Annotated in this window: 30 protein-coding genes; 10 read left to right on the top strand and 20 right to left on the bottom strand. The window is 61.3% G+C overall.

Annotation, left to right across the window (positions count from 1 at the left end):
* Positions 1–8: 8 nt before the first annotated feature.
* Entirely contained in the window at positions 9–905 is an 897-nt protein-coding gene (locus ETW24_RS00815; protein ID WP_129369339.1) for a cation diffusion facilitator family transporter, read from the bottom strand.
* A gap of 22 nt (positions 906–927) precedes the next feature.
* Complete coding sequence (locus tag ETW24_RS00810) at positions 928–1,695, bottom strand: sulfite exporter TauE/SafE family protein (RefSeq protein ID WP_129369338.1); 768 nt, start codon at positions 1,693–1,695, stop codon at positions 928–930.
* A 145-nt stretch (positions 1,696–1,840) separates the two neighbouring features.
* Here ETW24_RS00810 and ETW24_RS00805 point away from each other — a divergent pair, with 145 nt between their 5' ends.
* The 3 genes from ETW24_RS00805 to ETW24_RS00795 all read left to right on the top strand — a co-directional run bounded on the left by ETW24_RS00805 (position 1,841) and on the right by ETW24_RS00795 (position 5,003).
* The gene (locus ETW24_RS00805; RefSeq protein WP_129369337.1) at positions 1,841–3,526 is read left to right on the top strand and encodes an acyl-CoA dehydrogenase family protein; all 1,686 of its coding nucleotides are present in this window, start codon (positions 1,841–1,843) and stop codon (positions 3,524–3,526) included.
* A gap of 174 nt (positions 3,527–3,700) precedes the next feature.
* Positions 3,701–4,384, top strand: coding sequence for an SGNH/GDSL hydrolase family protein (locus ETW24_RS00800; protein WP_164982662.1), 684 nt, complete (start codon positions 3,701–3,703; stop codon positions 4,382–4,384).
* 226 nt (positions 4,385–4,610) lie between these two features.
* Positions 4,611–5,003: an META domain-containing protein gene (locus ETW24_RS00795; RefSeq protein WP_129369336.1), complete on the top strand. Its 393-nt coding sequence runs from the start codon at positions 4,611–4,613 to the stop codon at positions 5,001–5,003.
* Here ETW24_RS00795 and recO read toward each other — a convergent pair.
* The 3 genes from recO to era form a co-directional block, all read right to left on the bottom strand.
* Positions 4,987–5,712, bottom strand: a complete 726-nt coding sequence (gene recO / locus ETW24_RS00790; protein ID WP_129369335.1) for a DNA repair protein RecO — start codon at positions 5,710–5,712, stop codon at positions 4,987–4,989. The genes ETW24_RS00795 and recO overlap by 17 nt on opposite strands.
* A gap of 69 nt (positions 5,713–5,781) precedes the next feature.
* On the bottom strand, positions 5,782–6,111 hold the full coding sequence (locus tag ETW24_RS00785; protein WP_129369334.1) for a DUF1491 family protein: 330 nt from the start codon (positions 6,109–6,111) through the stop codon (positions 5,782–5,784).
* 88 nt (positions 6,112–6,199) lie between these two features.
* The gene (gene era / locus ETW24_RS00780) at positions 6,200–7,105 is read right to left on the bottom strand and encodes a GTPase Era (RefSeq protein WP_129369333.1); all 906 of its coding nucleotides are present in this window, start codon (positions 7,103–7,105) and stop codon (positions 6,200–6,202) included.
* Positions 7,106–7,306: 201 nt separating this feature from the next.
* On the opposite strand from era, the gene ETW24_RS00775 reads away from it, so the two are divergent.
* Positions 7,307–8,686: a multicopper oxidase family protein gene (locus tag ETW24_RS00775; RefSeq protein ID WP_129369332.1), complete on the top strand. Its 1,380-nt coding sequence runs from the start codon at positions 7,307–7,309 to the stop codon at positions 8,684–8,686.
* 4 nt (positions 8,687–8,690) lie between these two features.
* Here ETW24_RS00775 and rnc read toward each other — a convergent pair whose 3' ends face one another.
* The 9 genes from rnc to folK form a co-directional block, all read right to left on the bottom strand.
* Positions 8,691–9,368, bottom strand: a complete 678-nt coding sequence (gene rnc / locus ETW24_RS00770) for a ribonuclease III (RefSeq protein WP_129369331.1) — start codon at positions 9,366–9,368, stop codon at positions 8,691–8,693.
* On the bottom strand, positions 9,365–10,201 hold the full coding sequence (lepB, locus tag ETW24_RS00765) for a signal peptidase I (RefSeq protein ID WP_129369330.1): 837 nt from the start codon (positions 10,199–10,201) through the stop codon (positions 9,365–9,367). Before lepB ends, rnc begins: the two co-directional genes overlap by 4 nt.
* A gap of 58 nt (positions 10,202–10,259) precedes the next feature.
* Positions 10,260–10,691 carry a holo-ACP synthase gene (acpS, locus tag ETW24_RS00760; protein WP_129369329.1) on the bottom strand — a complete coding sequence of 144 codons (432 nt, stop codon included), beginning with the start codon at positions 10,689–10,691 and terminating at the stop codon, positions 10,260–10,262.
* Positions 10,688–11,107: an ABZJ_00895 family protein gene (locus tag ETW24_RS00755; protein ID WP_129369328.1), complete on the bottom strand. Its 420-nt coding sequence runs from the start codon at positions 11,105–11,107 to the stop codon at positions 10,688–10,690. The genes acpS and ETW24_RS00755 overlap by 4 nt, the downstream gene beginning before the upstream one ends.
* Before the next feature lie 7 nt (positions 11,108–11,114).
* Positions 11,115–11,861 carry a pyridoxine 5'-phosphate synthase gene (locus ETW24_RS00750; protein ID WP_129369327.1) on the bottom strand — a complete coding sequence of 249 codons (747 nt, stop codon included), beginning with the start codon at positions 11,859–11,861 and terminating at the stop codon, positions 11,115–11,117.
* Between the two features lie 105 nt (positions 11,862–11,966).
* Positions 11,967–12,608: a DUF2062 domain-containing protein gene (locus ETW24_RS00745; RefSeq protein WP_129369326.1), complete on the bottom strand. Its 642-nt coding sequence runs from the start codon at positions 12,606–12,608 to the stop codon at positions 11,967–11,969.
* 43 nt (positions 12,609–12,651) lie between these two features.
* Positions 12,652–14,799, bottom strand: coding sequence for a RelA/SpoT family protein (locus tag ETW24_RS00740; protein ID WP_129369325.1), 2,148 nt, complete (start codon positions 14,797–14,799; stop codon positions 12,652–12,654).
* A gap of 36 nt (positions 14,800–14,835) precedes the next feature.
* Complete coding sequence (gene rpoZ / locus ETW24_RS00735) at positions 14,836–15,189, bottom strand: DNA-directed RNA polymerase subunit omega (protein ID WP_129369324.1); 354 nt, start codon at positions 15,187–15,189, stop codon at positions 14,836–14,838.
* Positions 15,190–15,273: 84 nt separating this feature from the next.
* Positions 15,274–15,852: a 2-amino-4-hydroxy-6-hydroxymethyldihydropteridine diphosphokinase gene (folK, locus tag ETW24_RS00730; protein ID WP_129369323.1), complete on the bottom strand. Its 579-nt coding sequence runs from the start codon at positions 15,850–15,852 to the stop codon at positions 15,274–15,276.
* 137 nt (positions 15,853–15,989) lie between these two features.
* Here folK and ETW24_RS00725 point away from each other — a divergent pair, with 137 nt between their 5' ends.
* The 6 genes from ETW24_RS00725 to ETW24_RS00700 all read left to right on the top strand — a co-directional run bounded on the left by ETW24_RS00725 (position 15,990) and on the right by ETW24_RS00700 (position 20,323).
* The gene (locus ETW24_RS00725) at positions 15,990–16,559 is read left to right on the top strand and encodes a LabA-like NYN domain-containing protein (protein WP_019296609.1); all 570 of its coding nucleotides are present in this window, start codon (positions 15,990–15,992) and stop codon (positions 16,557–16,559) included.
* Positions 16,560–16,946: 387 nt separating this feature from the next.
* Positions 16,947–17,897 (top strand): 4-hydroxy-3-methylbut-2-enyl diphosphate reductase, encoded by a 951-nt coding sequence (gene ispH / locus ETW24_RS00720; RefSeq protein ID WP_129369322.1) that lies wholly within the window; start codon positions 16,947–16,949, stop codon positions 17,895–17,897.
* A gap of 102 nt (positions 17,898–17,999) precedes the next feature.
* The gene (locus ETW24_RS00715) at positions 18,000–18,614 is read left to right on the top strand and encodes a LysE family translocator (RefSeq protein ID WP_129369321.1); all 615 of its coding nucleotides are present in this window, start codon (positions 18,000–18,002) and stop codon (positions 18,612–18,614) included.
* An 18-nt stretch (positions 18,615–18,632) separates the two neighbouring features.
* Positions 18,633–19,226, top strand: coding sequence for a class I SAM-dependent DNA methyltransferase (locus tag ETW24_RS00710; RefSeq protein ID WP_129369320.1), 594 nt, complete (start codon positions 18,633–18,635; stop codon positions 19,224–19,226).
* A complete protein-coding gene (gene rnhA / locus ETW24_RS00705; protein ID WP_129369319.1) occupies positions 19,219–19,683 on the top strand; it encodes a ribonuclease HI in 465 nt (154 codons plus the stop codon). The genes ETW24_RS00710 and rnhA overlap by 8 nt, the downstream gene beginning before the upstream one ends.
* Before the next feature lie 16 nt (positions 19,684–19,699).
* Positions 19,700–20,323 (top strand): trimeric intracellular cation channel family protein, encoded by a 624-nt coding sequence (locus ETW24_RS00700; protein WP_129369318.1) that lies wholly within the window; start codon positions 19,700–19,702, stop codon positions 20,321–20,323.
* A 206-nt stretch (positions 20,324–20,529) separates the two neighbouring features.
* Here ETW24_RS00700 and ETW24_RS00695 read toward each other — a convergent pair whose 3' ends face one another.
* The 6 genes from ETW24_RS00695 to def (ETW24_RS00670) all read right to left on the bottom strand — a co-directional run bounded on the left by ETW24_RS00695 (position 20,530) and on the right by def (ETW24_RS00670) (position 24,213).
* On the bottom strand, positions 20,530–21,522 hold the full coding sequence (locus ETW24_RS00695; RefSeq protein ID WP_164982661.1) for a glycosyltransferase family 2 protein: 993 nt from the start codon (positions 21,520–21,522) through the stop codon (positions 20,530–20,532).
* Positions 21,523–21,653: 131 nt separating this feature from the next.
* Positions 21,654–21,890 carry a GlsB/YeaQ/YmgE family stress response membrane protein gene (locus tag ETW24_RS00690; protein ID WP_129369316.1) on the bottom strand — a complete coding sequence of 79 codons (237 nt, stop codon included), beginning with the start codon at positions 21,888–21,890 and terminating at the stop codon, positions 21,654–21,656.
* 10 nt (positions 21,891–21,900) lie between these two features.
* The gene (locus tag ETW24_RS00685) at positions 21,901–22,137 is read right to left on the bottom strand and encodes a hypothetical protein (protein ID WP_129369315.1); all 237 of its coding nucleotides are present in this window, start codon (positions 22,135–22,137) and stop codon (positions 21,901–21,903) included.
* 13 nt (positions 22,138–22,150) lie between these two features.
* Positions 22,151–23,056 carry a methionyl-tRNA formyltransferase gene (gene fmt, locus ETW24_RS00680; RefSeq protein WP_129369314.1) on the bottom strand — a complete coding sequence of 302 codons (906 nt, stop codon included), beginning with the start codon at positions 23,054–23,056 and terminating at the stop codon, positions 22,151–22,153.
* A 127-nt stretch (positions 23,057–23,183) separates the two neighbouring features.
* Positions 23,184–23,681: a peptide deformylase gene (gene def / locus ETW24_RS00675; RefSeq protein ID WP_129369313.1), complete on the bottom strand. Its 498-nt coding sequence runs from the start codon at positions 23,679–23,681 to the stop codon at positions 23,184–23,186.
* A 13-nt stretch (positions 23,682–23,694) separates the two neighbouring features.
* Entirely contained in the window at positions 23,695–24,213 is a 519-nt protein-coding gene (def, locus tag ETW24_RS00670; protein ID WP_129372793.1) for a peptide deformylase, read from the bottom strand.
* Positions 24,214–24,289 lie beyond the last annotated feature (76 nt).

Raw genomic sequence — 24,289 nt, 5'->3', positions numbered from 1 at the left:
CAATCGCTTCAGCGCGGCGTGATCCCGGCAGGTTCCAGCTTGGTCTCAGGCTCCACGTGAATCACCGGCTGCGCGTCCGGAAAGGCCTTGTGCAGTGCAGCCTCCACCCGGTCGCAGATGTCATGCGCTTCCTGAACAGTCATGCTGCCAGCAACCACCATGTGGCACTCCACAAACAACGCCCTGCCTGCGCGGCGGGTCTTGAGGCCATGCACCTGCAACGCTCCGGCGGCAGAGCTGTGGATGATTTCCTTGACCTCCGCACGCTCTCCTTCGGGGGCGGCGGTGTCCATCAATCCGTTCACCGATGCAGCAATCACCAGCCAGCCTTCGCGCAGAATATTGACCGCAACCAGCAGCGCCAGCAGCGGGTCGAGCACAGCCCAGCCGCTGGCCAGTGCCAGCACCAGGCCCAGCAACACCCCTGCCGACGTCCAGACGTCGCTCATCAGGTGCCGCCCGCCGGCAGACAGCGCCGGTGAATGCAGCCGCCTGCCCGCCCGCAACAGCACCCGCGCCCAGGCCAGGTTCACGCCCATTGCCACTGCATTGACGACTATTCCGGCGGTGCCCCATTCGGCTGCAGCCGGGCGGCCCAAAGCATTCACGGCTTCATGCACGATTACCAAAGCGGCGATGACAATCATGATGCCTTCGGCCACAGCAGAAAAATATTCGGCCTTGTGATGACCAAAAGGGTGGCCCGCATCCGGCGGCCGCTGGGCGTAGCGCACAGCAAACCACGCCATAACCGCGCCCCCGATATTCACCAGCGACTCCAGCGCGTCAGACAGCAACGCAACTGAGCCCGTCATCACCCATGCCGCCGTTTTCAGCCCCATAACCGCCAGCGCGATCAGGATAGAGCCTGTTGCCAGCTGCTCGGCACTTAGCCGTTGATGCATGTTCCCATCCTCCGGCCCATGGTCACATCAGCAAGCCGCGGCGCAGCAGGTTCACCCCCGCAATAAGCAGAACCACAAGTGTTGCGCGGCGGAACAGCACCTGATCGATCCGGTCATGCAACAGGCCGCCGATCCACATGCCTGCCACTGCCGGCGCAATCAGCACCAGCGAAAAGGGCGCAGTTTCAATCCGCATCACGCCGGATCCAATATGTGCGACCAGAAGCGCCACCGCGCCAAGGCCATAGATCACTCCTTGCACCCGGATCTGCTCTGTTTTTTCAGTATTCAATGCGGTCAGGTAGGCGACCGTCGGCGGCCCCCAAACTCCGGAGACACCGCCAATCAGCCCGGCGATGCCGCCCACCATGGCCTCGCTGCGGCGGGAGGGATAGGTGATGGTGAATGTCTTACCCATCAGCAGGATACAGGCAAAGACCGTAACCGGCAGGCCAATCACCAAAAGCAGCGCCTGCTGCGGCAGCAGCCGCACGGACTGGGCGCTCAGCAGCAGGCAAACGAGACCAATCAGCAGGAACACCCGGAACTTGCGGATCGAGGCCATCGCCGCGTCCGGCCCCTGGCGCAGCGCCTGCATGCCGTTTGTCACCAAGGTCGGCAGAATCAGTCCCGCCAATGCCAGATCCGGAGCCAGGAACAAGCTGAGACCGGAAACAAAAATCATCGGCATGGCAAAACCAACCAGGCCTTTGACAGTGCCTGCCAGCAGCGCGATGCCAAAAGCCGCTGCCAGCTCTGCCGGGGAAAGGAGTGAAAACAATGCCGTCATATCTCCGCTGTACCACATCCGGGCCGTGCTGCACGGGCAAAATCAATACGCAATATTTGATCCAAACGCCGCATCTGTGAGTATTTTTGTTGCGCTGCGCCTGCAAAATGATTTACCACCGGGCGACCGGAAAAGGATCTGATTCATGGCCCGCGACGGACAGGACTTGCATATGAAACCGACACTCATCCCCGACCTGCTGGCGTTGACCGCCGCATCCCTGGAACCCCTGGACCAGCTGCTGGAGGCCGCTCGCGCCTCGGTCAAGGACATGGTGAGCGAAGAGGGCCGGGTCTCCGGCCGCCTGATTGAGGAAAACCAGGTTGCCGCACATGGCCTGTCGTGGCTGGCAACCTATGTCTACAGCCTGCGGCAGATGCAAAAATGGGCCGAAAAGCTGCAAGCCGAGGGCAAGTTCAGCGAATTGGATCAGCTGATCCATCAGATCGGTTTCGGCGAATACCTTTGGCAGGTCTACGGCGGCATCCAGATGAACCAGGGCGAGATTATCCGCCTGCAGGATCTGGGCCTTTCCCAAGACGCGCAGCGCGGGCTGATGGTGCCTGCAGTGATGACACTTTGCGAACAAGGCAACAGCCAAGCCGCCCGTACCCGCCTCGTGGACCTGATGGAAGAGCAGGCCGGCGCCACCATGTTCGGCGCTTCAGGCCTGGAAGAAGAACTGGAAATGATCCGCGACCAGTTCCGCCGCTATGCGGTGGAGAAGGTAGAGCCGCACGCCCATGACTGGCACCTGAAGGACGAGCTTATCCCGCTCAGCGTGATCGAAGAGCTGGCCGAGATGGGCGTATTCGGCCTGACTATCCCCGAGGAATACGGCGGGTTCGGTCTGTCCAAGGCGTCGATGGTCGTGGTCTCGGAGGAACTGTCGCGCGGCTATATCGGTGTCGGATCACTTGGCACCCGTTCGGAAATCGCAGCCGAGCTGATCCTGTGCGGCGGCACCGAGGAGCAGAAAGCCAATTGGCTGCCCAAGCTGTCCAGCGCCGAGATCCTGCCCACCGCCGTGTTCACCGAGCCGAACACCGGTTCCGACCTCGGTTCCCTGCGCACCCGGGCTGTGAAGGATGACAACGGCGACTATAAGATCACCGGCAACAAGACCTGGATCACCCACGCTGCCCGCACTCATGTGATGACCCTGCTTGCACGCACTGATCCGAACACCACGGATCATCGCGGCCTGTCGATGTTCCTGGCGGAAAAAACGCCAGGAACCGATGAGGCACCGTTCCCGACTGAGGGCATGACCGGCGGCGAAATCGAAGTTCTCGGCTACCGGGGCATGAAGGAATACGAGCTGGGTTTCGACAACTTCCACGTAAAGGGCGGGAACCTTCTGGGCGGCGAGGAAAACAAAGGCTTCAAACAGCTGATGGAGACCTTTGAATCGGCCCGCATTCAGACTGCGGCACGTGCAATCGGCGTGGCCCAGTCGGCACTGGACATCGCCATGCAGTATGCGCAGGACCGCAAGCAGTTTGGCAAATCTCTGATCAAATTCCCGCGTGTGTCCGGCAAGCTTGCAATGATGGCGGTGGAAATCATGATCGCCCGCCAGCTGACCTATTTCTCGGCCTGGGAAAAGGACCACGGTCACCGCTGCGACCTGGAGGCCGGAATGGCCAAGCTCCTGGGTGCCCGGGTTGCCTGGGCCGCCGCGGACAACGGGTTACAGATCCACGGCGGCAACGGGTTTGCGACAGAGTATAAAATCTCCCGCGTGTTGTGCGACGCCAGGATCCTGAATATTTTTGAAGGCGCAGCAGAAATTCAGGCTCAGGTTATCGCCCGCCGCCTGCTGGGCTGAACCAGCTGAAAGCAATTCCTAAGGGAGCAATCCTGTTCAGGCCCGGCGTTTACGCCGGGCTTTTTGCAGCCGCATCCCATCCAAAGTGCGGTCACGCTGCAACCAGCACACGGAATAAGACTGTTTCCAATCCTGGTTATTCGGTTTTTCATAAATTGTGGTTAACAAGAGTCCATGACACTCTTTCGCTGCTTCCTGCTTCCCTTGCTGTTTTTGTTTTCCGCCTGTGCCGGTGCCGTGCCGCCGGAACAATCCCCCCGCATCCTGGCGATGGGGGATTCCCTGCTGGCCTGGCACAGCCTGGCAGGTAAATCCATCGCAGACACCGTTGCTCGCGAGTTGCAGGAACCAGTTGTTGATCGCTCGGTCTCTGCCGCGCGGATCATCTACAAGCTGCCGATTTCCGGCGCGGCTGGGATGCAGATCCGCAAGCAGTACAAGCCCGGCAAATGGGACTGGGTGATCGTGAATGGCGGCGGAAATGACCTGTGGCTCGGCTGCGGCTGTTTTGCGTGCAATCGAAAACTGAACAAACTGGTTTCCCCCGACGGACGCAAAGGTGCGATTCCGGGCATGCTGTCTGAACTGCGCGCAACCGGTGCCAAGGTGATTTACGTCGGTTATCTGCGCAGCCCCGGAGTGGGATCGATGATCGAGCACTGCCGCGACGAAGGAAACGAGCTGGAAACCCGCATCGAACGGCTGGCCGCGCTGGACACAGGCATTCATTTCCTGTCTCTCAAGGATTTGGTGCCCTTCGGCGACCGGTCTTATCACGCGCTCGACATGATCCATCCGTCGGCAAAGGCCAGCGACGAGATCGGCCGCAAGGTGGCCGAAATCATCCAGTCGAATTAAACAGCGGCCCCTCCCGCCCCTTCAGATACATTCTTGGAATGCACCTTCTGCGCCGTTGCGCCCGGACCCGGCCTGCGCCGCGCATTGCGCGGCGCCACGCCCAACGGGAGCAAGGCATTTTAATGCCGCCGCAACGGGCGGGAGCCGTCACTTTTTCAGGGCGAAGCCTTGCAATTTCTGCCCCCTCTTGGCCAGAGTGTGCAAAATACTTCAATTGGGTAACCCGGTGCCGCGCATCGCTTGGATCTGTTCTCTGCTGTTTGCCAGTGCCTGCACCGGCGACGAAACGCTTTCAGCTTACGGGGCGGCGGGAAAGGTCTGGCACCTCTCCAGCATTGATAATGAGCCCTATCCCGCATTGGCCAGGCTGACCTTCCCGGAACCTGGAAAAATCACGGGGCGGGCACCCTGCAACAGTTTCCAGGGCACTCAGACGGCGCCTTACCCCTGGTTCAGCGCTGAGGCGCTTACCGCTGCACGCGCTGCCTGCCCGGAACTGGCACTCGAAGCCGATTTCCTGCAGTCCCTTCAGAAAATGACGCTGGCCGAGGTTTCCGGCGATGTGCTGATCCTCAGCAACGGCCAGGGACGCGAGATGCTGTTCACAGCCGGCGGATGAGCAGGTCCGTCAGCCGTCCCCGCGCCTCCGGCACTGGCTGATTGCCCAAAGACGGCGCCAGATGCGCGTCCAGAAAATAGCCGGTGGTGTGCAGCGCCTGCACAATTTCCGCATCCTCCGCGCTGCCCTGCCCCAGCATCACCGGCGGCAAAGGCAGCAGCCGATCCGCCCAGCCTCCGGCGCCTTCACGTGAAACAGCCCGGCCAGATTTCGGCGAGACATAGCACAGGGCGCTGCCACTGCCGGTCACGGCGCAGGCTGTCAGATCAAGGCCGAAACCCATCTCCTCCAGCAGCGCCAGCTCCCAGCGCAGATAGGCAAGCGGCCAGAGCTCTTCATTACCCAAGAGATCCAGCAACAGTTCACTGCGGGTATAGAGGTCAGGATGCGGTTCACGCTCTGGCAGGCAGAAGGACAGCAGCGCTGTCACCGCATTAAGGCCGGCCAGCGCCAGCCGTCCGGACATCGCAGCTGCAGCACGGCTGCGTAAAGGTTCAGCGTGATAGCTGCCCAGATGATCCTCCAGCCGCGCTCTCCAGGTCAGGTCCAGCTGCGCACCGGGCTGCAGGATCGGGGCCAGCTTGCGGCTGGCACCGCCGCGCACCATGCCCGCATGGCGGCCATGCTCTTCTGTAAAGACGTCGATGATGGCCGAGTTTTCACCGTGGCGGCGCATCGAAAGCAAAATGCCGTGATCACGCCATTCCACTGGCGGCCCTCACTGTTGTTCTGGCAGCCTCAGCAGACCGCATTGCGGTGCGTTCCGCAAGCGTCAAGACTATTCCAACCCAGGCTCGTCCAGCAGGTGGCGTCCGGCCCGGTCTTCGACCTCAATAACCCAGAGGTCGGGATCAAACGACCGCTGACGCAGGATAGAAGTGTCGACCTCAGCCTCCGGCCCGGCTGAAAGCCCATCCCATTTGCGCGCGCCGCTCATCAGATCATAGGTGCGGTGGAAAGCGCGTGCCTGGCCGTCCAGGGTGTTGAGTTTGACCAGCACGGCACCCGCCGTGTCGTCACCATGCGACGTTACAAAGGCAGGGATCCCCATCAGCCGCAGCCGGGCCAGATAGGCCTGCACCCAGAATTCAGCAGTAAGGCGGGTCATGCTGCGTGTTTTCCGGCGGTGCCGCAGGTTGAACGCACAGGAGCCTCCGGCGGGAGTATTTTCACAAAGGTGAAGCGCATGGGCAGCTTCAATTACCGTCTTTGAAGTCGAGGCCCATTTCGGAATAGCGTTCGGATTCCTCCAGCCAATTCGGGCGCACCTTCACTTGCAGGAACAGATGCACCTTACGGTCCAGGAACTCTTCCAGCTCAGCGCGGGCCGCTTGGCTGACCGCTTTGATCGTCTCGCCCCGTTTGCCCAGAATAATCCCCTTATGCCCGTCGCGCACCACATAGATCAGTTGATCCACCCGGGCTGAGCCGTCCTTGCGTTCTTCCCAATTTTCGGTTTCAACCGTCAGCTGGTAGGGCAGTTCCTGGTGCAGGCGCAAAGTCAGTTTTTCGCGGGTCATTTCTGCCGCAATCATCCGCATTGGCAGGTCGGCAATCTGATCCTCGGGGTAGAGCCAGGGGCTTTCCGGCAGTTTGCCCGCCAGCCACTGGCGCAGGTCATCCACACCATGGCCGCGCTCGGCCGAGATCATGAATGTTTCGGCAAAACCGTAGCGGCTGTTCAGGTTTTCGGCGAGGCCCAGCAGTTTTTCTGCCGGCACCCTGTCGATCTTGTTGATGGCCAGCGCCACTTTGCGGCCAGTGCCGATTTCTTCAAGTCCGTCCAGAATGGTTTCCACGCCTTCGGTGATACCCCGGTGCGCCTCGACCATCAGCACCACGACGTCGGCATCCGCTGCGCCGCCCCAGGCAGCGGCGACCATTGCCCGGTCCAGGCGGCGGCGTGGTTTGAACAGACCTGGTGTGTCGACGAACACCAACTGCGCGTCACCCTCCATCGCCACGCCGCGGATCCGGGTTCGGGTGGTCTGCACCTTATGGGTCACGATCGAGACCTTGGCCCCGACCATACGGTTCAAAAGGGTCGATTTGCCCGCGTTGGGCTCTCCGATCAGGGCAACGAATCCGGCGCGTGTGGTCATCTTTACTGGTCCTGTTTGCAGAGTAGACCCCCTACAGGATTTTACCCACAGGGGCCAGAGGCGTTTTCAACGGGGATCCGGCACCTTCCGCAACCTTGCCCTATGTCAAAGACCTGTGGCAGATCCAATGTGACAACCGCAGCGCCGAGCCATTCCGCGAGCCAGGCTTTTCATGACATTTATGCCTTGGGGAGGCTTCCGATGAGACGCCGTGATTTTCTGCTTGGGTCTGCTGCGACGGCAGGGGTGATGGGCGCCGCGTCCTGGGGCAGCGCTCGCAGCACCGTACAGCAGCTGACCATCCAGACCGCCCGTTTTGCATTTCGCGAAAGACCTACAGACGGGCTGGTGAGCCTGTCGCCGGATGCGCCGCCGCCGGTTCTTTACGGAACCCAGGGCGCCCCCATGCGCCTGCGGGTGGTCAACGGCACCGAAGATTACACCGCGATGCACTGGCACGGGCTGCGGATCGCCAACGCAATGGACGGGGTGCCTTATCTGACCCAAATGCCGATCGCAGGCGGCGAGTCGTTTGAGTATGATTTCACCCCGCCGGATGCCGGCACCTACTGGTATCACCCGCATTGCATGACCATGGCGCAGATGGCGCATGGACTCACCGGGGTAATGGTAATCAGGGAAGCAGAGGACCCCGGTTTCGACAGTGATCAGGTGATCAACCTGCGCGACTTCCGGCTGGATGGGAATGGCGGCTTCCTGCCTTACTACACCGCCCGCGGCGCGGCCCGCAGCGGAACCCACGGCAATGTGCTGACCGCGAACTGGCTGCAGGCGCCGGTTTATGATCATCCCACGGGCGGGCTGGTGCGGTTGCGGGTGGTGAACAGCGACACCACACGGATCTACAAGCTGCACCTCAGCACCGGTCAGGCAAGGATTATCGCTTGGGATGGGCATCCCGTAGAAATTGACGTTCCCCTGCCGTCTGTTGACGAACCGCTGCTGATCGGCCCCGGCCAGCGGGTGGATTTCGCGGTGCGGATGCCAGCAAGCGAGGGGCAGACGGCGGATCTGCTGGCAGAACTGCCAGGACAGCCCACCCGCACCATGGCGCAGCTGAGGTCCGTTGGAGCTAATCAAAAACGGGACCTGCGGGATCTGAAGCCGCTGGCTGCCAACCCCGTTTCACGTCCAGACCTTTCAAGCGCCGAGATGCTCGACTTCGTCTTTGGCTGGACGCCAGAGGGCGGGCCGCCGAATGACGGCTATTGCGGTTCCTTGGGATACAGTTTCTGGTCGATCAACCGCACGCCCTGGGCCGGAGATGCGGCCAAGGGCACCGGGCCGCTGGCGACCCTGAAACGCGGCAAAAGCTATGTGCTGCGGCTGAGGAATGAATCGCCGAACCTGCATCCGATCCACCTGCACGGGCTGGCCTTTGTCCCGATCCGCTCAAACTTGCGCAGGCTGCCGCCGCTGGTGACCGATACCATGCTGCTGCTGAAGGATGAGGTGGCCGAGATTGCGCTGGTCGCCGACAATCCCGGCGACTGGGCGTTCCACTGCCATGTGATCGAACATCAGAAAACCGGTCTCGCGGGCTATATCCGCGTGACCTGAGTTTTCAGCCGAGCTGTTCCAGCAGAGCTTTGGCGGCGGCCTGTTCGGCCTGCCGCTTAGAGCCTGCGGTGGCTTGTGCTTCGGTGCCGTCCTGCAGCCGCGCTGCGATAGTGAAGACCGGTGCGTGATCCGGGCCGCTGCGGGACACTTCGACATAGGCCGGCGGTTTCTGTCCGCGTGCCTGTGCCCATTCCTGCAGCGAGGTTTTGGCGTCGCGCGCGTCGCTTTCGACCTGATGAACACGGCGGCCCCACAGACGCAGGATCATCTCTGCTGCGGCCTCAAAGCCTGCATCTTTGTAGACTGCAGCAATCACCGCCTCCATCGCGTCACCCAGCAGCGCCTGCTTGCGCCGGCCACCCGACATCATCTCCGACCGGCCCAGTTTCAGCACTTCGCCCAGATCGATTTCAGCGGCAACATCAGCGCAGGCTTCTTTGCGCACCAGCGCATTGAAACGCGGCGCCAGCTGGCCCTCGGTGGCGGTCTTGTCATGCTCCAGCAGAGCCGTTGCCATCACCAGCCCCAGAACCCTGTCGCCCAGGAATTCCAGCCGCTGGTTGTCTTTGCGGTTGGGCGAGGACACAGACGCGTGGGTCACGGCGCGCTGCAACAGGTCGGGGCGGGCAAAGCGATGCCCGATCCGGTCTTCAAACGCGCGCAATTCCTTGGACAGCTTCACTGGATCCCCTTGAAGAAACGGTCGCTCCGCCAGGTCCAGAAGTAGAGCATGGACCGCCCGGCTGAGGAGAACATGATCCGGTCGGCCCGGCCGATCAGGTTTTCAAACGGAACGAAACCCACGCCGCCGGCAGACTGCGGCAAGCGGCTGTCCGAGGAATTGTCCCGGTTGTCGCCCATAAAGAAATAGTGGCCTTCCGGCACCTGATAAACGCCGGTATGATCCATGCCCTGATTGGTGATGTTAAGCACAATATGCTCATTGCCGCCCGGCAGGGTTTCCAGTTTGCGCGATTTATTGCAGACAGCACCCTGGCCCACCGGCGCGTTTTCACATCGCGGGAAGGAACCCTGCGGCCCCTGGCGTTCCATCACTTCCGCGAACTGGCCCGCGTCCTGCAGTTTGACCGGTTCGCCGTTGATGAACAGCACGCCGTTCTTCATCTGAATCTTGTCGCCCGGCAGACCGATCAGCCGTTTGATGAAGTCATTGCTGTTGACCGGATGGCGGAACACCACCACATCGCCGCGCTCAGGCTGGCTGCCCATCAAACGGTTGTTGTCGCCGTCCAGGAAGCCGCAGATGTTCTTGGCGTCGATGTTGAGGCCAACAGCAGGGATGCGCACGCTGGGGCAGGACGCGTAAGAATAGCCATAGGCCATCTTGTTCACGAACAGGAAATCCCCGATCAGCAGGGTCTCTTTCATCGATCCGGAGGGGATCCAGAAGGGCTGGAAAAACAGGGTGCGGAAGACACCGGCGATCAGCAGCGCATAGACGATGGTCTTTATCGTCTCGATGATCGAACTGCTGGTCTTTGCTTTGGCCGTCATCAGGCTCTCCGGATTGGAAACAGGGTCCGGCGCTACATGCGGGCCTGAGGGGGGCAAGTCAAGTTCCGGCGGGCAATTCCGCCGGGTTCGCGGGGATAGGACGCGCCTCAATCACCACAAAGGCCTGCGCCCAGGGGTGATCATCAGTCAGTGTCACGTGGATCACAGCCTCATGGGCAGGAGGCGTCATCTCGCGCAGACGTTCGGCGGCCCAGCCGGTCACATGCATCACCGGCTGGCCGGTGCGCAGATTGGTAACTGCCATGTCCTTCCAGGCAATCCCCATGCGCAGGCCGGTACCCAGCGCCTTGGAACAGGCCTCCTTGGCGGCCCAGCGTTTGGCATAGGTGCCCGCCACGTCGCGGCGGCGTTCGGCCTTCTTCTGTTCGGTTTCGGTGAAAACCCGGTTGCGGAACCTGTCGCCGAAACGGTCCAGCGTGCGCTGGATGCGCTCGATATTGGCGAGATCGGTTCCAACACCCAGGATCATTCTTCCAACCGCTTCAACCCCAGCTTGATGCCATGTGCCAAAAACAGGCGATTGACCATCAGGATGACTGCCAGAAGCAGCAGGAAAATTCCGGCCAGGAAAACAATTGGAATGGTCTCCCGCGCCTCGGCGACCATTGGCGAGTTCCAGTAGAGCGGCAGCTGAATGATGGTCAGCACGGCCACCACCCCGGTCATCGCCGCAGCGTTGATCCAGGCCGTTTTACCTGCCAGCGGCGCCCGGGTTGAATCGGCAATTCGGATCCCTTCAAGAACCGCAGCAAACATCGGCGGCAGAACCGTTGCCAGCCCGGCCGGCAAACCGACCCCGAACTGTGCAAGCACCAATCCCAGCAAAAGCATCGCGACTGAGGCCGCCATCCACAGCAGCCCGTAGCGGATCAGATTGACTGGCATAGCCGCGTTACCCCCGTGCATCATCCATCAGCCGGCGCATTTCCTGCACTGCAGGGGTCAGCCCGCGGAAGACCGCCTCGCCGATCAGGAAGTGGCCGATATTCAGCTCCTTCACCTCGGGAAAGGCCGCCACCGGCTTTACTGTTTCATAGGTGAGGCCATGACCTGCATGCACTTCCAGCCCCAGCGAATGGGCAAACGCGGACATCTCGCGCAGTGCTTCCAGTTCGCGGTCGCGGTCCTCGGCCTTGCCCTCGGCGTGATAGTCGCAATAGGCGCCCGTGTGCAGTTCGATCACCTCGGCACCGATCCGGTGCGCGGCTTCGATCTGCATTTTGTCAGCCGCAATGAAGATCGACACCCGGCAGCCCGCATCGCGCAAGGGCGCGATGTAATGGGCCAGACGGTTTTCTTCACGGGCGACTTCGAGCCCGCCTTCAGTGGTGCGTTCCTCGCGTTTTTCCGGCACGATGCAAACCGCGTGCGGCTTGTGGCGCAAGGCGATCTGCTGCATTTCCTCGGTCGCTGCCATCTCGAAATTCAGCGGCACGGTCAGCGCTTCCATCAACCCGTCGATATCTGCATCAGTGATATGGCGGCGGTCTTCGCGCAGGTGCGCCGTGATCCCGTCTGCGCCAGCCTCCTCGGCCAGCTTCGCGGCGCGGACCGGGTCCGGATAGGCACCGCCGCGGGCGTTGCGCACGGTGGCAACATGGTCAATGTTCACGCCCAGGCGCAATTTGTTCTGTGTCATGACAGCTGTCTCATCCGTCTGAAGTCAAAGCTTTAACCAAAGACTAGACACCAGCCCGGCAAGAGCAACCCCGCAAGTGATAATGGTACAATCCGGCTGCACGGGTCAGGCGTCAGTCCCGACTTCTGCCCGTTGTTTGATTGCCTCGAACTTGGCCTTGATCTTGGACCGCCGGCGCTGCTGGTAGACGCGGATCACCGGAAGGCTTAGCACATAGCAGACCGTGGCCGTGATAATGCCCGGGATGATGCCGCCGATCATGTAAGGGTAGAACACTTCGTTGTAGAACAAATACAGGCCCTGCCAATCGGCGGGCCGGTCGTTGAACAGCGCAATCAGGTTGTCCTTCAGGTCGCCGCCGGCTGCCATGAATTTGCCAACCAGGGATTTGTCGACTTCCTCGTCGAACTCGGTGCCCAGGATCCAATGCCCGGTCTGCAGCGAGGCCACTCCGATCGGCACATAGGTCAGCGGGTTGCCAAAGAAGGTGGCACTGAGCGAGGCAAGAATATTTCCGTTCATCAGCCGGGAAACGATCGCCGCCACAAGAAAATGCAGCCCGTAAAAAGGCGTGAAGGTGGTGAACACTCCGGCCCAGATGCCGCGGGCGATGCGCTCGGGCGAATCGGGCAGACGCCGCACCCGGTGCTTTACATACAGGAACGCCCTTCCCCAGCCGCCGCGCGGCCAGAGAAAATTCGCCAGCGCCCGGAGGGGCGGACGTCTGTCCCGGCGCCTGAATACCAAAGCTGTGCGTCCTTCCCAGTTCCCGGCTCAAAATTTCAGCGGCTTATCCCGGAAAATGGCGTTCTTCCGGCTTGTTCCGGAACCGCGCCACCGCGGCAACATCGCTTTCGGCTTCAAGCGTCAGCATCAGCGAGTGCAGCTGTTCCACATCCCGCAGCTCCACATTGATCATAAGCCGGTAAAAGTCTGGTTTCCTGTCGACAAATTCAAGGTCCGAGATATTGGCCTTTTTCTCGCCAATCAATGTGCAAATGCGCCCCAGCACACCGGCGTCATTGCCAATGGTCAGTTCAAGCGTGGTGCCATAAGCCGCCGGGTGGGTGCCGCTATGCCATTGCACATCCATCCAGCGTTCCGGCTGGTCCTCAAACTCGCCCAGCTTGTCGCAATCCGCAGAATGCACGACAACCCCGCGGCCGCGGTAGGTAATACCAATGATGCGCTCACCCGGCAGCGGCTGGCAGCAGGGTGCCCGCTCAAAGCTTTGACCCGGCTCCAGGCCGACCACCGCGCGGCGCGGAGAGATTTCGTCGCCATCGCCAGTGGTGGTCAGTTCCGGATAAACCGATTGCACCACGTCATGCGCGGTGATCTCTGCCGCGCCAAGCCGCGCCAGCAGCTCATTCACCCCGCCTGCCCGCAAGGCGCGCGCTGCGGTTTCCAACGCTTTGTCGGTGGCTTTCTTGCCGACATGTTCAAAAGCCGAGCGCGCCAGTTCATGGCCCAGCTTCACAAACCGCGCCCGGTCCGCTTCGCGCAGGGCGCGGCGGATCGCAGTGCGGGCCTTGCCGGTGGTGGCAATCTCCAGCCAGCTGACCTGCGGGGTCTGGCCCTCGGCGGTGATCACATCCACAGACTGGCCATTGCGCAGCCGGGTCCACAGCGGCACCCGGATCCCGTCTACCTTGGCGCCGACGCAGGCATGGCCGATGCGGGTGTGGATGGCATAGGCAAAGTCGATCGGCGTCGCACCTTTCGGCAGTTTGATCACATCGCCCTTTGGCGTGAAGCAGAACACCTGGTCCGAATACATCTCGAGCTTCACCGCCTCGAGGAATTCATCGTGATCATCCTCGGCGTCGAATTGCTCGGTCAGCGAGGCGATCCACTTGGCCGGATCCACGGCAAAGGGGTTCTCCGTCCGCACACCGTCGCGGTAAGACCAATGCGCCGCAACCCCGGTTTCGGCCACATCGTGCATCTGCCGGGTGCGGATCTGCACCTCAACCCGCTTGCCGTCGCGGCCCGACACTGTGGTGTGGATTGAGCGGTAGCCATTGGATTTCGGCTGGCTGATGTAATCCTTGAACCGGCCCGGCACCGCCCGCCAGCGCTGGTGGATGGCGCCCAGCGCGCGGTAGGCGTCCTCTTCCGACAGGGTGATTACCCGGAAACCGTAGATATCAGAGAGCCGCGAAAAGCCCTGATCCTTGGCCTGCATCTTGCGCCAGATCGAATAGGGCTTCTTGGCGCGGCCGAACACTTCGGCCTCGATCCCGGTCTTTTCCAGCTCCAGCCGCATGTCGCCGGTAATCCGGTGGATCACATCGCCTGTTTCGCGCTGCAGGGTCACAAAGCGGCGGATGATCGACTGACGCCCTTCGGCGTTGAGCACGCGGAAGGCCAGATCCTCCAGCTCTTCGCGCATCCACTGCATCCCCATGCGGCCCGCCAGCGGCGCATAGATGTCCATCGTCTCGCGCGCCTTCTGGGCCTGCTTTTCCGGGCGCATCGCCTTGATTGTGCGCATGTTGTGCAGCCGGTCGGCGAGCTTGACCAGGATCACCCGCAGGTCCTTGGACATTGCCATGAACAGCTTGCGGAAGTTTTCAGCCTGCTTGGTCTCGCGGCTGCTGAGCTGCAGATTGGTCAGCTTGGTGACGCCATCGACCAGCATCGCCACCTCATCGCCAAAACGGCGGGTTACCTCCTCGTAAGAGGCCTTGGTGTCTTCGATGGTGTCATGCAAAAGCGCGGTGATGATTGTTGCATCATCCAGGCGCTGTTCGGTCAGGATGGCGGCAACGGCCACCGGATGCGTGAAATAGGGTTCGCCCGAATGGCGGTATTGCCCTTCATGCATCTGCTCGCCGAATGCAAAAGCTTCAGCAATCCTGTCCGCATTTGTCTTTGGGTTGTAGTTGCGGACCAGAGCAAGCAGATCTCCAGCGGAAATATCGGGGGAGTTCATGTCCGGTCCGCAGCCTCAAATTCGTCAGCGTATGCCTCAGCCCTGGCCCTGGGCCTCCATCAGCGCGCGCAGCAGTTTCTCTTCAGACATATCGTCATCGGCGGGCTTGTCGTGATCCGCGCCCATCAGCAGAGCCATCGAATCTTCTTCCGGCTCATCGACTTCGATTTGAGTCTGGTTGCCTTCGATCAGACGCTCGCGCAGATCGTCTGCGCTTTGAGTCTCGTCAGCGATTTCACGCAAGGAAACGACCGGGTTTTTGTCGTTGTCGCGGTCCACAGTGATTGGGGCTCCAGCCGAGATTTCGCGGGCGCGATGCGCTGCCAGCATCACCAGCTCAAAGCGGTTGGGCACCTTGTCTACGCAATCTTCAACCGTCACGCGGGCCATCAGCGACTCTCCATATCATTCCGGGTCCAGAAGGCAGACATTTACGCCCAAACCTTTCCCTTGACAAGAGCGGAAAACACCGCATCACGCGTCCTGCAACGGCGTGACCTCTGCCACATCTTCCGGTGGCAATTCCGCCAGCAGCCCGGCGGCAGTTTTCTGCAGCACCGGGTGGCGCCAGCGCGGGGCAATATCGCAAAGCGGCACCAGCACAAAGGCGCGGTCCTGAATGCGCGGATGCGGCAGGATCAGCTGCCCTGGCGCCTCCTGCATCTGGGTCTCCAGCGGCAGCCCCTGCCAGCGGGCAAACCCCTCCGCGTCCGGCAGCACCGCGCCGCCATGGTCGATCAGATCCAGATCAAGCGTACGCATCCCCCAGCGCTGCTGGCGCACCCGCGCGAACTGCGCTTCAATCTCATGCAAGCGCGCCAGCAGCGCGCGCGCGGACAAAGACGTCTCAACCGTAACCGCGGCGTTCACATAATCCGGCCCCGCCCCTGCCGGGAAACAGGGCGTCTGAAAGAACCGCGAGATGCAGCGCAGCACAACATCATCCGATTGCAAAGCGGCAAGAGCCTTTGACAAGGTGGCTTGCGGCGCATCTGCCTCAACAGGCAGGTTGCCGCCAAGCGCGATGAGCGACGTTTTCCGGTTTCCGGCCATTTTTGACCCTATTTCAGAATGGCAGTATACTTGCGGCAGATGACAAATAACTTACATTAAGTCCACCCGTCCCGCTGATTTCAAGCACTCACTCACGGAACACCCGGCCGGGACGGTTATACCGGAAGGAACATTTTATGTTTTATAAAGACGAACGGCTTGCGCTGTTCATAGACGGGTCGAACCTGTACGCCGCAGCTAAGGCGCTTGGGTTTGACATCGACTATAAGCTTTTGCGGCAGGAATTCATGCGCCGCGGCAAGCTTCTGCGGGCCTTTTATTACACTGCCCTGCTGGAGAATGACGAGTATTCACCGATCCGCCCGTTGGTCGACTGGCTGCATTACAATGGCTTCACCATGGTCACCAAACCGGCCAAGGAATACACCGACAGCATGGGCCGCCGCAAAGTCAAAGGCAACATGGATATCGAGCTTACCGTCGATGCCATGGAATTGGCCCCGCGGGTGGATCATATCGTGCTGTTCTCAGGCGATGGCGATTTCCGGCCGCTGATTGCCAGCCTGCAGCGCCAGGGCGTGCGTGTCTCGGTGGTGTCTACCATCCGCAGCCAGCCGCCTATGATCTCGGACGATCTGCGCCGCCAGGCTGACAATTTCATCGAGCTGGAAGAACTGCGCGATGTCATCGGCCGCCCGCCGCGCGAGCAAAGCGAACCGCGTTCAGCGACCGCTGCGCACGGCTAAGAAAAACCTGCCGGAACAAGGCGCCTGATGGGGTGGCGCCTTGTTCCGGACAGCGCGTTCCCCCGCTTGACTATTGGTCTGATTGCGGCGGGTTGCCCGTATTGTTGCGTGTGGCGCATCCAGCGTGACGGCAGTGCCCTGAACCGGTGGATCCGCCGGCATCAATAAGCTGCTTTGAGCTTGGGCGGGGCCGCCTGAACGGCCGCGCCAGCCGCTGCCTGTTAAAGGCAGAAATTGTCTTTTTCATACAATCACCGCTGTCCGCGCGGCACTTCCGGCCTATTTGCGGCCGGTCGCCGCGGCAAGTTCCGCAGGCACCGGCTGCGGCCCCGCCGGCACTGGACCTTACGGCCCGAACCGCTTACCTCTGGCCATAAGGAGACGCCAATGACCAAGCCAGCCCTGACACTCTACCTTGCTGCGCCGCGCGGCTTTTGCGCCGGAGTGGACCGCGCCATCAAGATTGTCGAAATGGCGATCGGTAAATGGGGGGCGCCGGTCTATGTGCGCCACGAAATCGTGCACAACAAATTCGTCGTCGACTCGTTGCGCGACAAGGGCGCGGTGTTTGTCGAGGAGCTGGACGAATGCCCTGATGACCGCCCGGTGATCTTTTCCGCCCACGGGGTTCCGAAATCAGTCCCGGCTGAGGCCGGCCGCCGCGAAATGGTCTATGTCGATGCCACCTGCCCGCTGGTCTCCAAGGTGCATATCGAGGCCCAGCGCCACGCCGAAGCCGGCCTGCAGATGATCATGATCGGCCACAAGGGCCACCCTGAAACCATCGGCACCATGGGACAGCTGCCCGACGGCGAGGTGCTGCTGGTGGAAACCGTCGAGGACGTGGCCGCGGTGGAGGTTCGCGACTCGGATCAGCTGGCCTATGTCACCCAGACCACCCTGTCGGTCGATGACACCAAGGGCATCGTGGCAGCATTGCACCAGCGGTTCCCGAACATTACCGGCCCGCACAAGGAAGACATCTGCTACGCCACCACCAACCGCCAGGAGGCGGTGAAGTCGGTGGCGCCCAAAGCAGACGCTCTGTTGGTGGTCGGGGCGCCGAACTCCTCGAATTCCCGCCGCCTGGTCGAGGTCGGCGCCAAAAACGGCTGCGATTACGCCCAACTGGTGCAACGCGCGGACAACATCGACTGGCGCGCGCTGGAGGGCATCCGCTCGGTTGCCATCACCGCCGGCGCCTCGGCCCCGGAACTGCTGGTCAACGAAGTGATCGACGCCTTCCGCGGCCGCTACGACGTGACGGTCGAGGTAGTGGAAACCGCTGTCGAAACCGTGGAATTCAAGGTGCCCAAGGTGTTGCGCGAAACCGCCTGACGACACGCGGCTGGATTGCGGCGAAAGTCACAGAAAACACGCCTGCGGTACGCTATTCATGTTACCCAAAAGCACTCGGACATTTTTTCAGGAGCCGCATTGATGATTACCCTGCAATTTCTGATCACCGCCTTTGTTGTTGTCCTCGCCCCGGGTACCGGCGTCATTTACACATTGGCCCTGGGCCTCGGCCAAGGCCGCCGCGCTGCGATCTGGGCTGCGCTTGGCTGCACCTTCGGCATTCTTCCGCATTTGGCTGCAGCAACCCTCGGGCTGGCGGCGGTCCTGCACAGTTCGGCGCTGCTGTTCCAGATGGTCAAGGCCGCAGGCGTTGCCTATCTGCTTTATCTGGCCTGGCAGGCCCTGCGCAGCGGCGGCGTCCTGGCCGTCAGCTCTAAGCGTACCAGCCAGCCCGGCTGGACCATCGCCTGGCGCGGAGCGCTGATCAACATTCTGAACCCCAAACTGTCGGTATTCTTTCTGGCGCTGCTGCCGCCGTTCCTGAGCGGCACCCCCGCCAGCGCAACGCTGGAGATGTCCGTTCTGGGACTGGTGTTCATGATGATGACCTTCGTCATTTTTGTGTTCTACGGACTGTTTGCCGCACAGGCCCGCAATTATCTGCTGAACAGCGAGCGGGTGCTGAAATGGATGAGCCGAGGCTTCGCCGCCGTGTTTGCAGGCCTCGCAGCCCGGCTAGCGTTGGAACGCGCCTGAGCCTACGGAGACCGCAGTATGACCGATTCAGAAACCATCCGCGTCTACGATAGCCGCGCCGCAGATTATGCCGCACTGACAGATGAGCAAGCCGGAAACGACCCAAGCCTGGCGGCCTTCATCGAAGCCTGCCCCAAGGGTGGCCGGGTGCTTGATCTTGGCTGCGGCCCCGGTACTGCCGCTGCGTGCATGGCCCAATCCGGCCTGCAAGCTGACGCGCTGGATGCCTCTGCCGAGATGGTCGCATTGGCGGACCAGCACGCTGGCGTCAACGCCCGCCGGGCGACCTTCGATCAGATCGGAGGCACCGCGATCTATGATGGCATCTGGGCAAATTTCAGCTTGCTGCACGCCCCGCGCGCCGATATGCCCCGGCATCTGGCAGCCCTCAAGCAGGCGCTGAAACCCGGCGGTGTGTTTCACATCGGCATGAAACTGGGGGAAGGCGAAGCCCGCGACGGTATCGGCCGCCTCTATACCTATTACTCCGAGGACGAACTGGTGCAGCTTCTGGAACAGACTGGCTTTGACGTGAAAACCCGCAAATTCGGCGAGGCTGAGGGCCTGGATGGCACCATGGCCCCCTTCATTCTGGTGACCGCCCATGGCTGAGCTGTTTGCCTATACCGATGGCGCTTGCTCCGGCAACCCCGGCCCCGGCGGATGGGGTGCGTTGCTGCGTGCGATGGATGGAGACACCGTCGTCAAGGAGAAAGAACTGAAGGGTGGCGAAGCCGAGACCACCAATAACCGGATGGAGCTGCTGGCGGCGATTAACGCGCTGGAAAGCCTGGCGCGCCCGTCCACGCTCACCGTGGTGACCGACTCGGCCTATGTGAAGAACGGCGTCACCGGCTGGATCTTCGGCTGGAAGAGAAACGGCTGGAAAACCTCCAGCAAGAAGCCGGTCAAGAACGTCGAGCTGTGGCAGCGCCTGGACGAAGCGCAAGCCCGCCACAAAGTGACTTGGGAATGGGTCAAGGGCCACGCCGGCCACCTGGAGAACGAACGCGCGGATGAACTGGCCCGCGCGGGCATGGCGCCCTTCAAGAAAAAGAAGAGCGCCTGATGCAAGCGCACTGCCCATGACATTTCTGGCGCTGCTGGATTACGCTTCTGTTCTGGTTTTTGCCCTATCCGGCGCACTGGTAGCCAGCCGGGCACAGCTGGATATCGTCGGCTTTGCTTTTGTTGCCTGCCTGACTGCGCTTGGCGGCGGCACGCTGCGCGACCTGCTTTTGGACCGCAATCCGGTGTTTTGGATCGGCAACCCGAATTACATCCTGCTTGCGGCCTTTGCAGCGGTGGCCGTGTTCTTCACTGCGCATCTGCTGGAAAGCCGGTTGCGCTGGGTCGTGTGGCTCGACAGTTTTGCGCTGGCCGTGGCTGTCCCCGCGGGGACAGGTGCCGCGCTGGCGCTGGACAGCCCGCCGGTGATCACCGTGCTGATGGGCATGGCTACCGGAACCATGGGCGGTTTGATGCGCGACGTCGTCTGCAACGAGGTGCCATTGGTGTTGAAACAGGGTGAGCTGTACATCTCCTGCGCCATGGCAGGAGCGATCACTGCCGTTATGATGATCTGGCTGGGACTGGAGGTGCGGTTTGCCCTGCTGGCCTGCGCCGGGGTGTGCTGGACATTGCGGGCAGGTTCCATCCTGTTCGGCTGGCACCTGCCTGTCTACAAAAGCCGCCCGCCGCGCAGCTAAGACCGACTTGCGGTCAGAACAATGGGCGCCTTCCTCCAATCAACCGGAATTACCTGATTGTGAACCCAATCTTCACAACCCGGATCCGGAAACTGTCACCAGCGCAATCAGATACGCGGCTGCTGCGGAGCAAGGCTGCTCAATCTGCCGCCACCGGAAGCCAAGACGCGCTGACACGAATGGCGCCCGCTACCAATCAGCCGCAATCAGGCGGTTTTGCGGCTGTCAGCCAACGAGTTCAGAAACTCCTGGCCGTCCTTGCTGATCCTGGCTTTCCGGCCCTTGCGCCGATGCCAGACCAGCGCCATTTCATGGTATTCCCGCAGATTGTCGTCTTGCAGCAGATCTTCCTTGATCTGCAGCGCGGCTGAGAAATTGTCCGCCAGCCGCCGGTCTTCTTCTTCATTCTTATCAAACTTGTGCCAGTAGCCTGGCTCGATGGAGGAGGTGAAGTGGTTTGCCCGGCCACGCGCTTTCTTGTTCAGGAACCCGTCACGCGACCGCAGCGCATAGTGGTTGAGCTGCGCTGCAGAATAGCCGTAGCCGCCGCGCACGTACAGGGCGCCTTCCAGCTCATCCTCCGGCAGGCGTGTGCCATCGGCAAGCTGCCAGTTCACCTCGCCCGCCGTGTCCGCAAGAAAAGGGCGGTGAACCCCCATACGGGTGAATTTCCCATTTTTGCGGAACGCGGTCTTGAAGAAACGGTGTTCATCCGGGAGCCCCGCCGCGGGTTCAGCCAGCACAAAGGCCTGAGGCACAGGGGGGTGATCCACAGGTCCAACACCCGCATTGCCGAAAATGCGCCAAACAAAGGAAACCGCATCTGCATCCGCCCGCTCTGCCAGCAGCCCCGGCAACGTGCCGTCACCGGAATTGATCTGCAGATATTCATCGACGTCGATCACCAGAACCCAGTCGGCATTGTTCACCTTGGGCTCGTACTCCGCCCACATCAGTGCGCTTTTGTGCGGGCCGCGGCGCACAACCCGGCTGAACCGGTGTTCGATTACACCCATCCGGTGCAGACAGCGCAGGATATGGTCCGTGGGATCGGAGCATTCATTGGTGAAGATGACAAAATCGCTGACACCAATGGATTTGTAGTGGCTGATCCAGTCGAGAATATAGGCGCCTTCATCCTTCATGGTGGTCACAACCACCACGTTCGGCGCGCCGGGCTGGCCGCTGTCCTGTGTCATCTGCAAATGCCCTCTGCCTCGATTTTCCACCGCATTGCTCAGCGGTTGAGATATTGTATTCATTCAGCGGACCGGTGCAGCAGAAATCGCCCGTTCTCCCTTCGGCTGTGGCCTGTGTGCCTCAGCCGGGATTACTTTTGCAGATAACGCTGCCAAAGCCAGATCAGCACCAAAGCGCCCAGTACCGCGCCGGCAAAGCCGGCCATGAACCCCATGACCGCCAGCAGGGCGCGCAGCACCAGCCCGCCGATCAATGCACCGGCCATGCCAATCACAACAGTTGTGATAATATCGGTTTCAAGCCGCATCAGCCGGGTCGCCAGGAAACCTGCCGCAGCGCCGATGATAATCAATGCAAGAACGGGCATAGCAATCTCCCTATCTGCGCCAATGGGTCGGAACGATCACCAAGGCCCCGATGGAAGAGGCAATCGCATTCCAGCCCGGCGCGCTGAAGCCGATGCCGAACATCAGCCGCATGAAATAGAACAGGAACGCACCACCAGTGCAAATGATGATCGATGGCACATAGCCATTGCTGGTAAAGCCGCTGCGTTCAGAAGCGTAGCCGACAATACCGGCAATCACCACGGTGCCCATCAGGGTCAGAATCATGCCGGGCTCCAGGTTACAGGCGGCAGCCCTTCGAAACAGGGTAGCCACGTAAGAATACTTCAGGATCCTGCGCGCTTTTACCTGCCCGTTGCAAGCGCAACAGCTGGACCGCCCCGGACCCGCAAGCGATTGTCAGATTGTCATCCAGAACTTCGCCCGGCGCGCCTTGACCCTTTGCCAAACGCGACGCCAGCAGCTTGACCCGCTGGCCCTCGATTTCGCACCAGGCACCGGGGAAGGGCGACAGCCCGCGAATCTGACGGTCCACTTCAGCCGCCGGACGGGTCCAGTTTATCTGCGCCTCGCCTTTGTCGATCTTTTCGGCATAGGTAACACCCGCCTCCGGCTGCTCCTCAGGCGTCAGCTCTGCCAGGCGGCTTAGGGCGTCCACGATCAGCGCAGCGCCCATCTCCGACAGCCGGTCATGCAGCTGGGCGGTGGTTTCCCCGTCCCCGACTGCGGTGGCCTCCCGCAGCAGCACTGGACCGGTGTCCAACCCTGCCTCCATCTGCATGATGCAAATGCCGGTTTCCGGATCACCCGCCATGATCGCCCGGTGGATCGGCGCCGCACCGCGCCAGCGCGGCAAGAGGCTGGCGTGGATGTTCAGGCAGCCATGTTCGGGTGCGTCCAGAACCGCCTGCGGCAGGATCAGACCGTAGGCCACAACCACCGCCACATCCGCATTAAAAGCTGCAAAGGCTTCCTGTTCTTCTGCCCCTTTCAGAGAAACTGGATGGCGCACTTCCAGTCCCAAGGCCGCGGCGCGGGCGTGGACGGGCGCGGGCCGGTCCTTCTTGCCGCGGCCTGCAGGCCGGGGAGGCTGGCAGTAAACGGCGGCAATTTCGTGCCCTGCATCGACCAGCGCATCCAGCACCGGCACCGAAAAATCAGGCGTTCCCATGAAGATAATACGCATCTGCATCCCCTGCCCCGGTTGCCTTGCCCGCAGCCGTCAAAACGGGCCTTACGCAGTTTCGCGTCCGTCCTGGGGACGGGGCCGGGCGCGAACCGGGCCCAAGCGGCCCGGGAAATGAAATCCGGCCTCAGCCGTTCAGCTTTTTCGCCTTGCGGATCAGCATGTCGCGTTTCACCTTGCTTAGACGGTCGAAATACATCCTGCCGTTCAGATGATCGATCTGATGCTGTACCGAGGTCGCCTCAATCCCGATAAAATCCTTGCGGTCAACTATGCCCTGTTCGTTGATGAAACGGACGGTCACGGCACGCGGGCGTTTAATCTTGGCTGAGACGCCCGGTAGATTGGGGCTGGCTTCGTCATGCTCTCGCAGTTCGATCGAGGCGTGCAGGATCTCCGGGTTGGCCAGCTTCACCGCGCGGCCGCGTTCGCTGGAGCCGTCCACCACTGCCAGCCGCAGCATCACGCCGATCTGGTTGGCGGCCAGGCCCACGCCCGGCATCGCATCCATAGTATCAACCATGTCGTTCCAGATTTCACGAATCTCACTGGTGATTTCGCTCACGTCTTCGGCCTTGGTGCGCAGGCGCTTGTCAGGCCAGGGCAGGCAGGTGCGGACGGTCATGTCTGATGTTTCCTCAGGCGCGGGCGCGTTCGCGCTTCAGCTTCTGCATCTTGCGGGTGATCATCTGGCGCTTCAGCGGTTTCAGGTAATCGATGAACAGCTTGCCGTTCAAGTGGTCGATCTCATGCTGCACGCAAGTGGCCCAAAGCCCGTCGAAGGTCTCGCGCTGCGCATTGCCGTCGCGATCCATCCATTCGACTTCTACGACCCTGGGACGGGTCACTTCGGCATACTGGTCCGGGATCGACAGGCAGCCTTCCTCATAGACGTTGGTGTCGTCCGACGACGACAGGACCTGCGGGTTGAACATCACCAAGGGGCGCGCATCGCCGTCCTCTTCCTTAACGCAATCCAGCACGATCAGCCGTTGCAGAATACCGATCTGCGGCGCCGCCAGGCCAATGCCGGGGGCTGCATACATGGTTTCCAGCATGTCATCCGCCAGCACGCGCAAATCATCGCTCAGGTCCGGCACAGGCACACAGACCTTTTTCAGGCGGGGATCGGGATGGATCAGGATCGGTCGTTTCATGCGCTTCATGTATGCGATCAGCAGCGCCATCGCAACGCCCCCTTGCGCGTGCCGCTGCAGCGGCTAGCTTCGCATG

Source organism: Leisingera sp. NJS204 (assembly GCF_004123675.1).
Classification (GTDB): Bacteria; Pseudomonadota; Alphaproteobacteria; order Rhodobacterales; family Rhodobacteraceae; genus Leisingera.
Note: the sequence above shows the minus strand (reverse complement) of the source record. Positions and strands in the feature narration are given on the sequence as shown.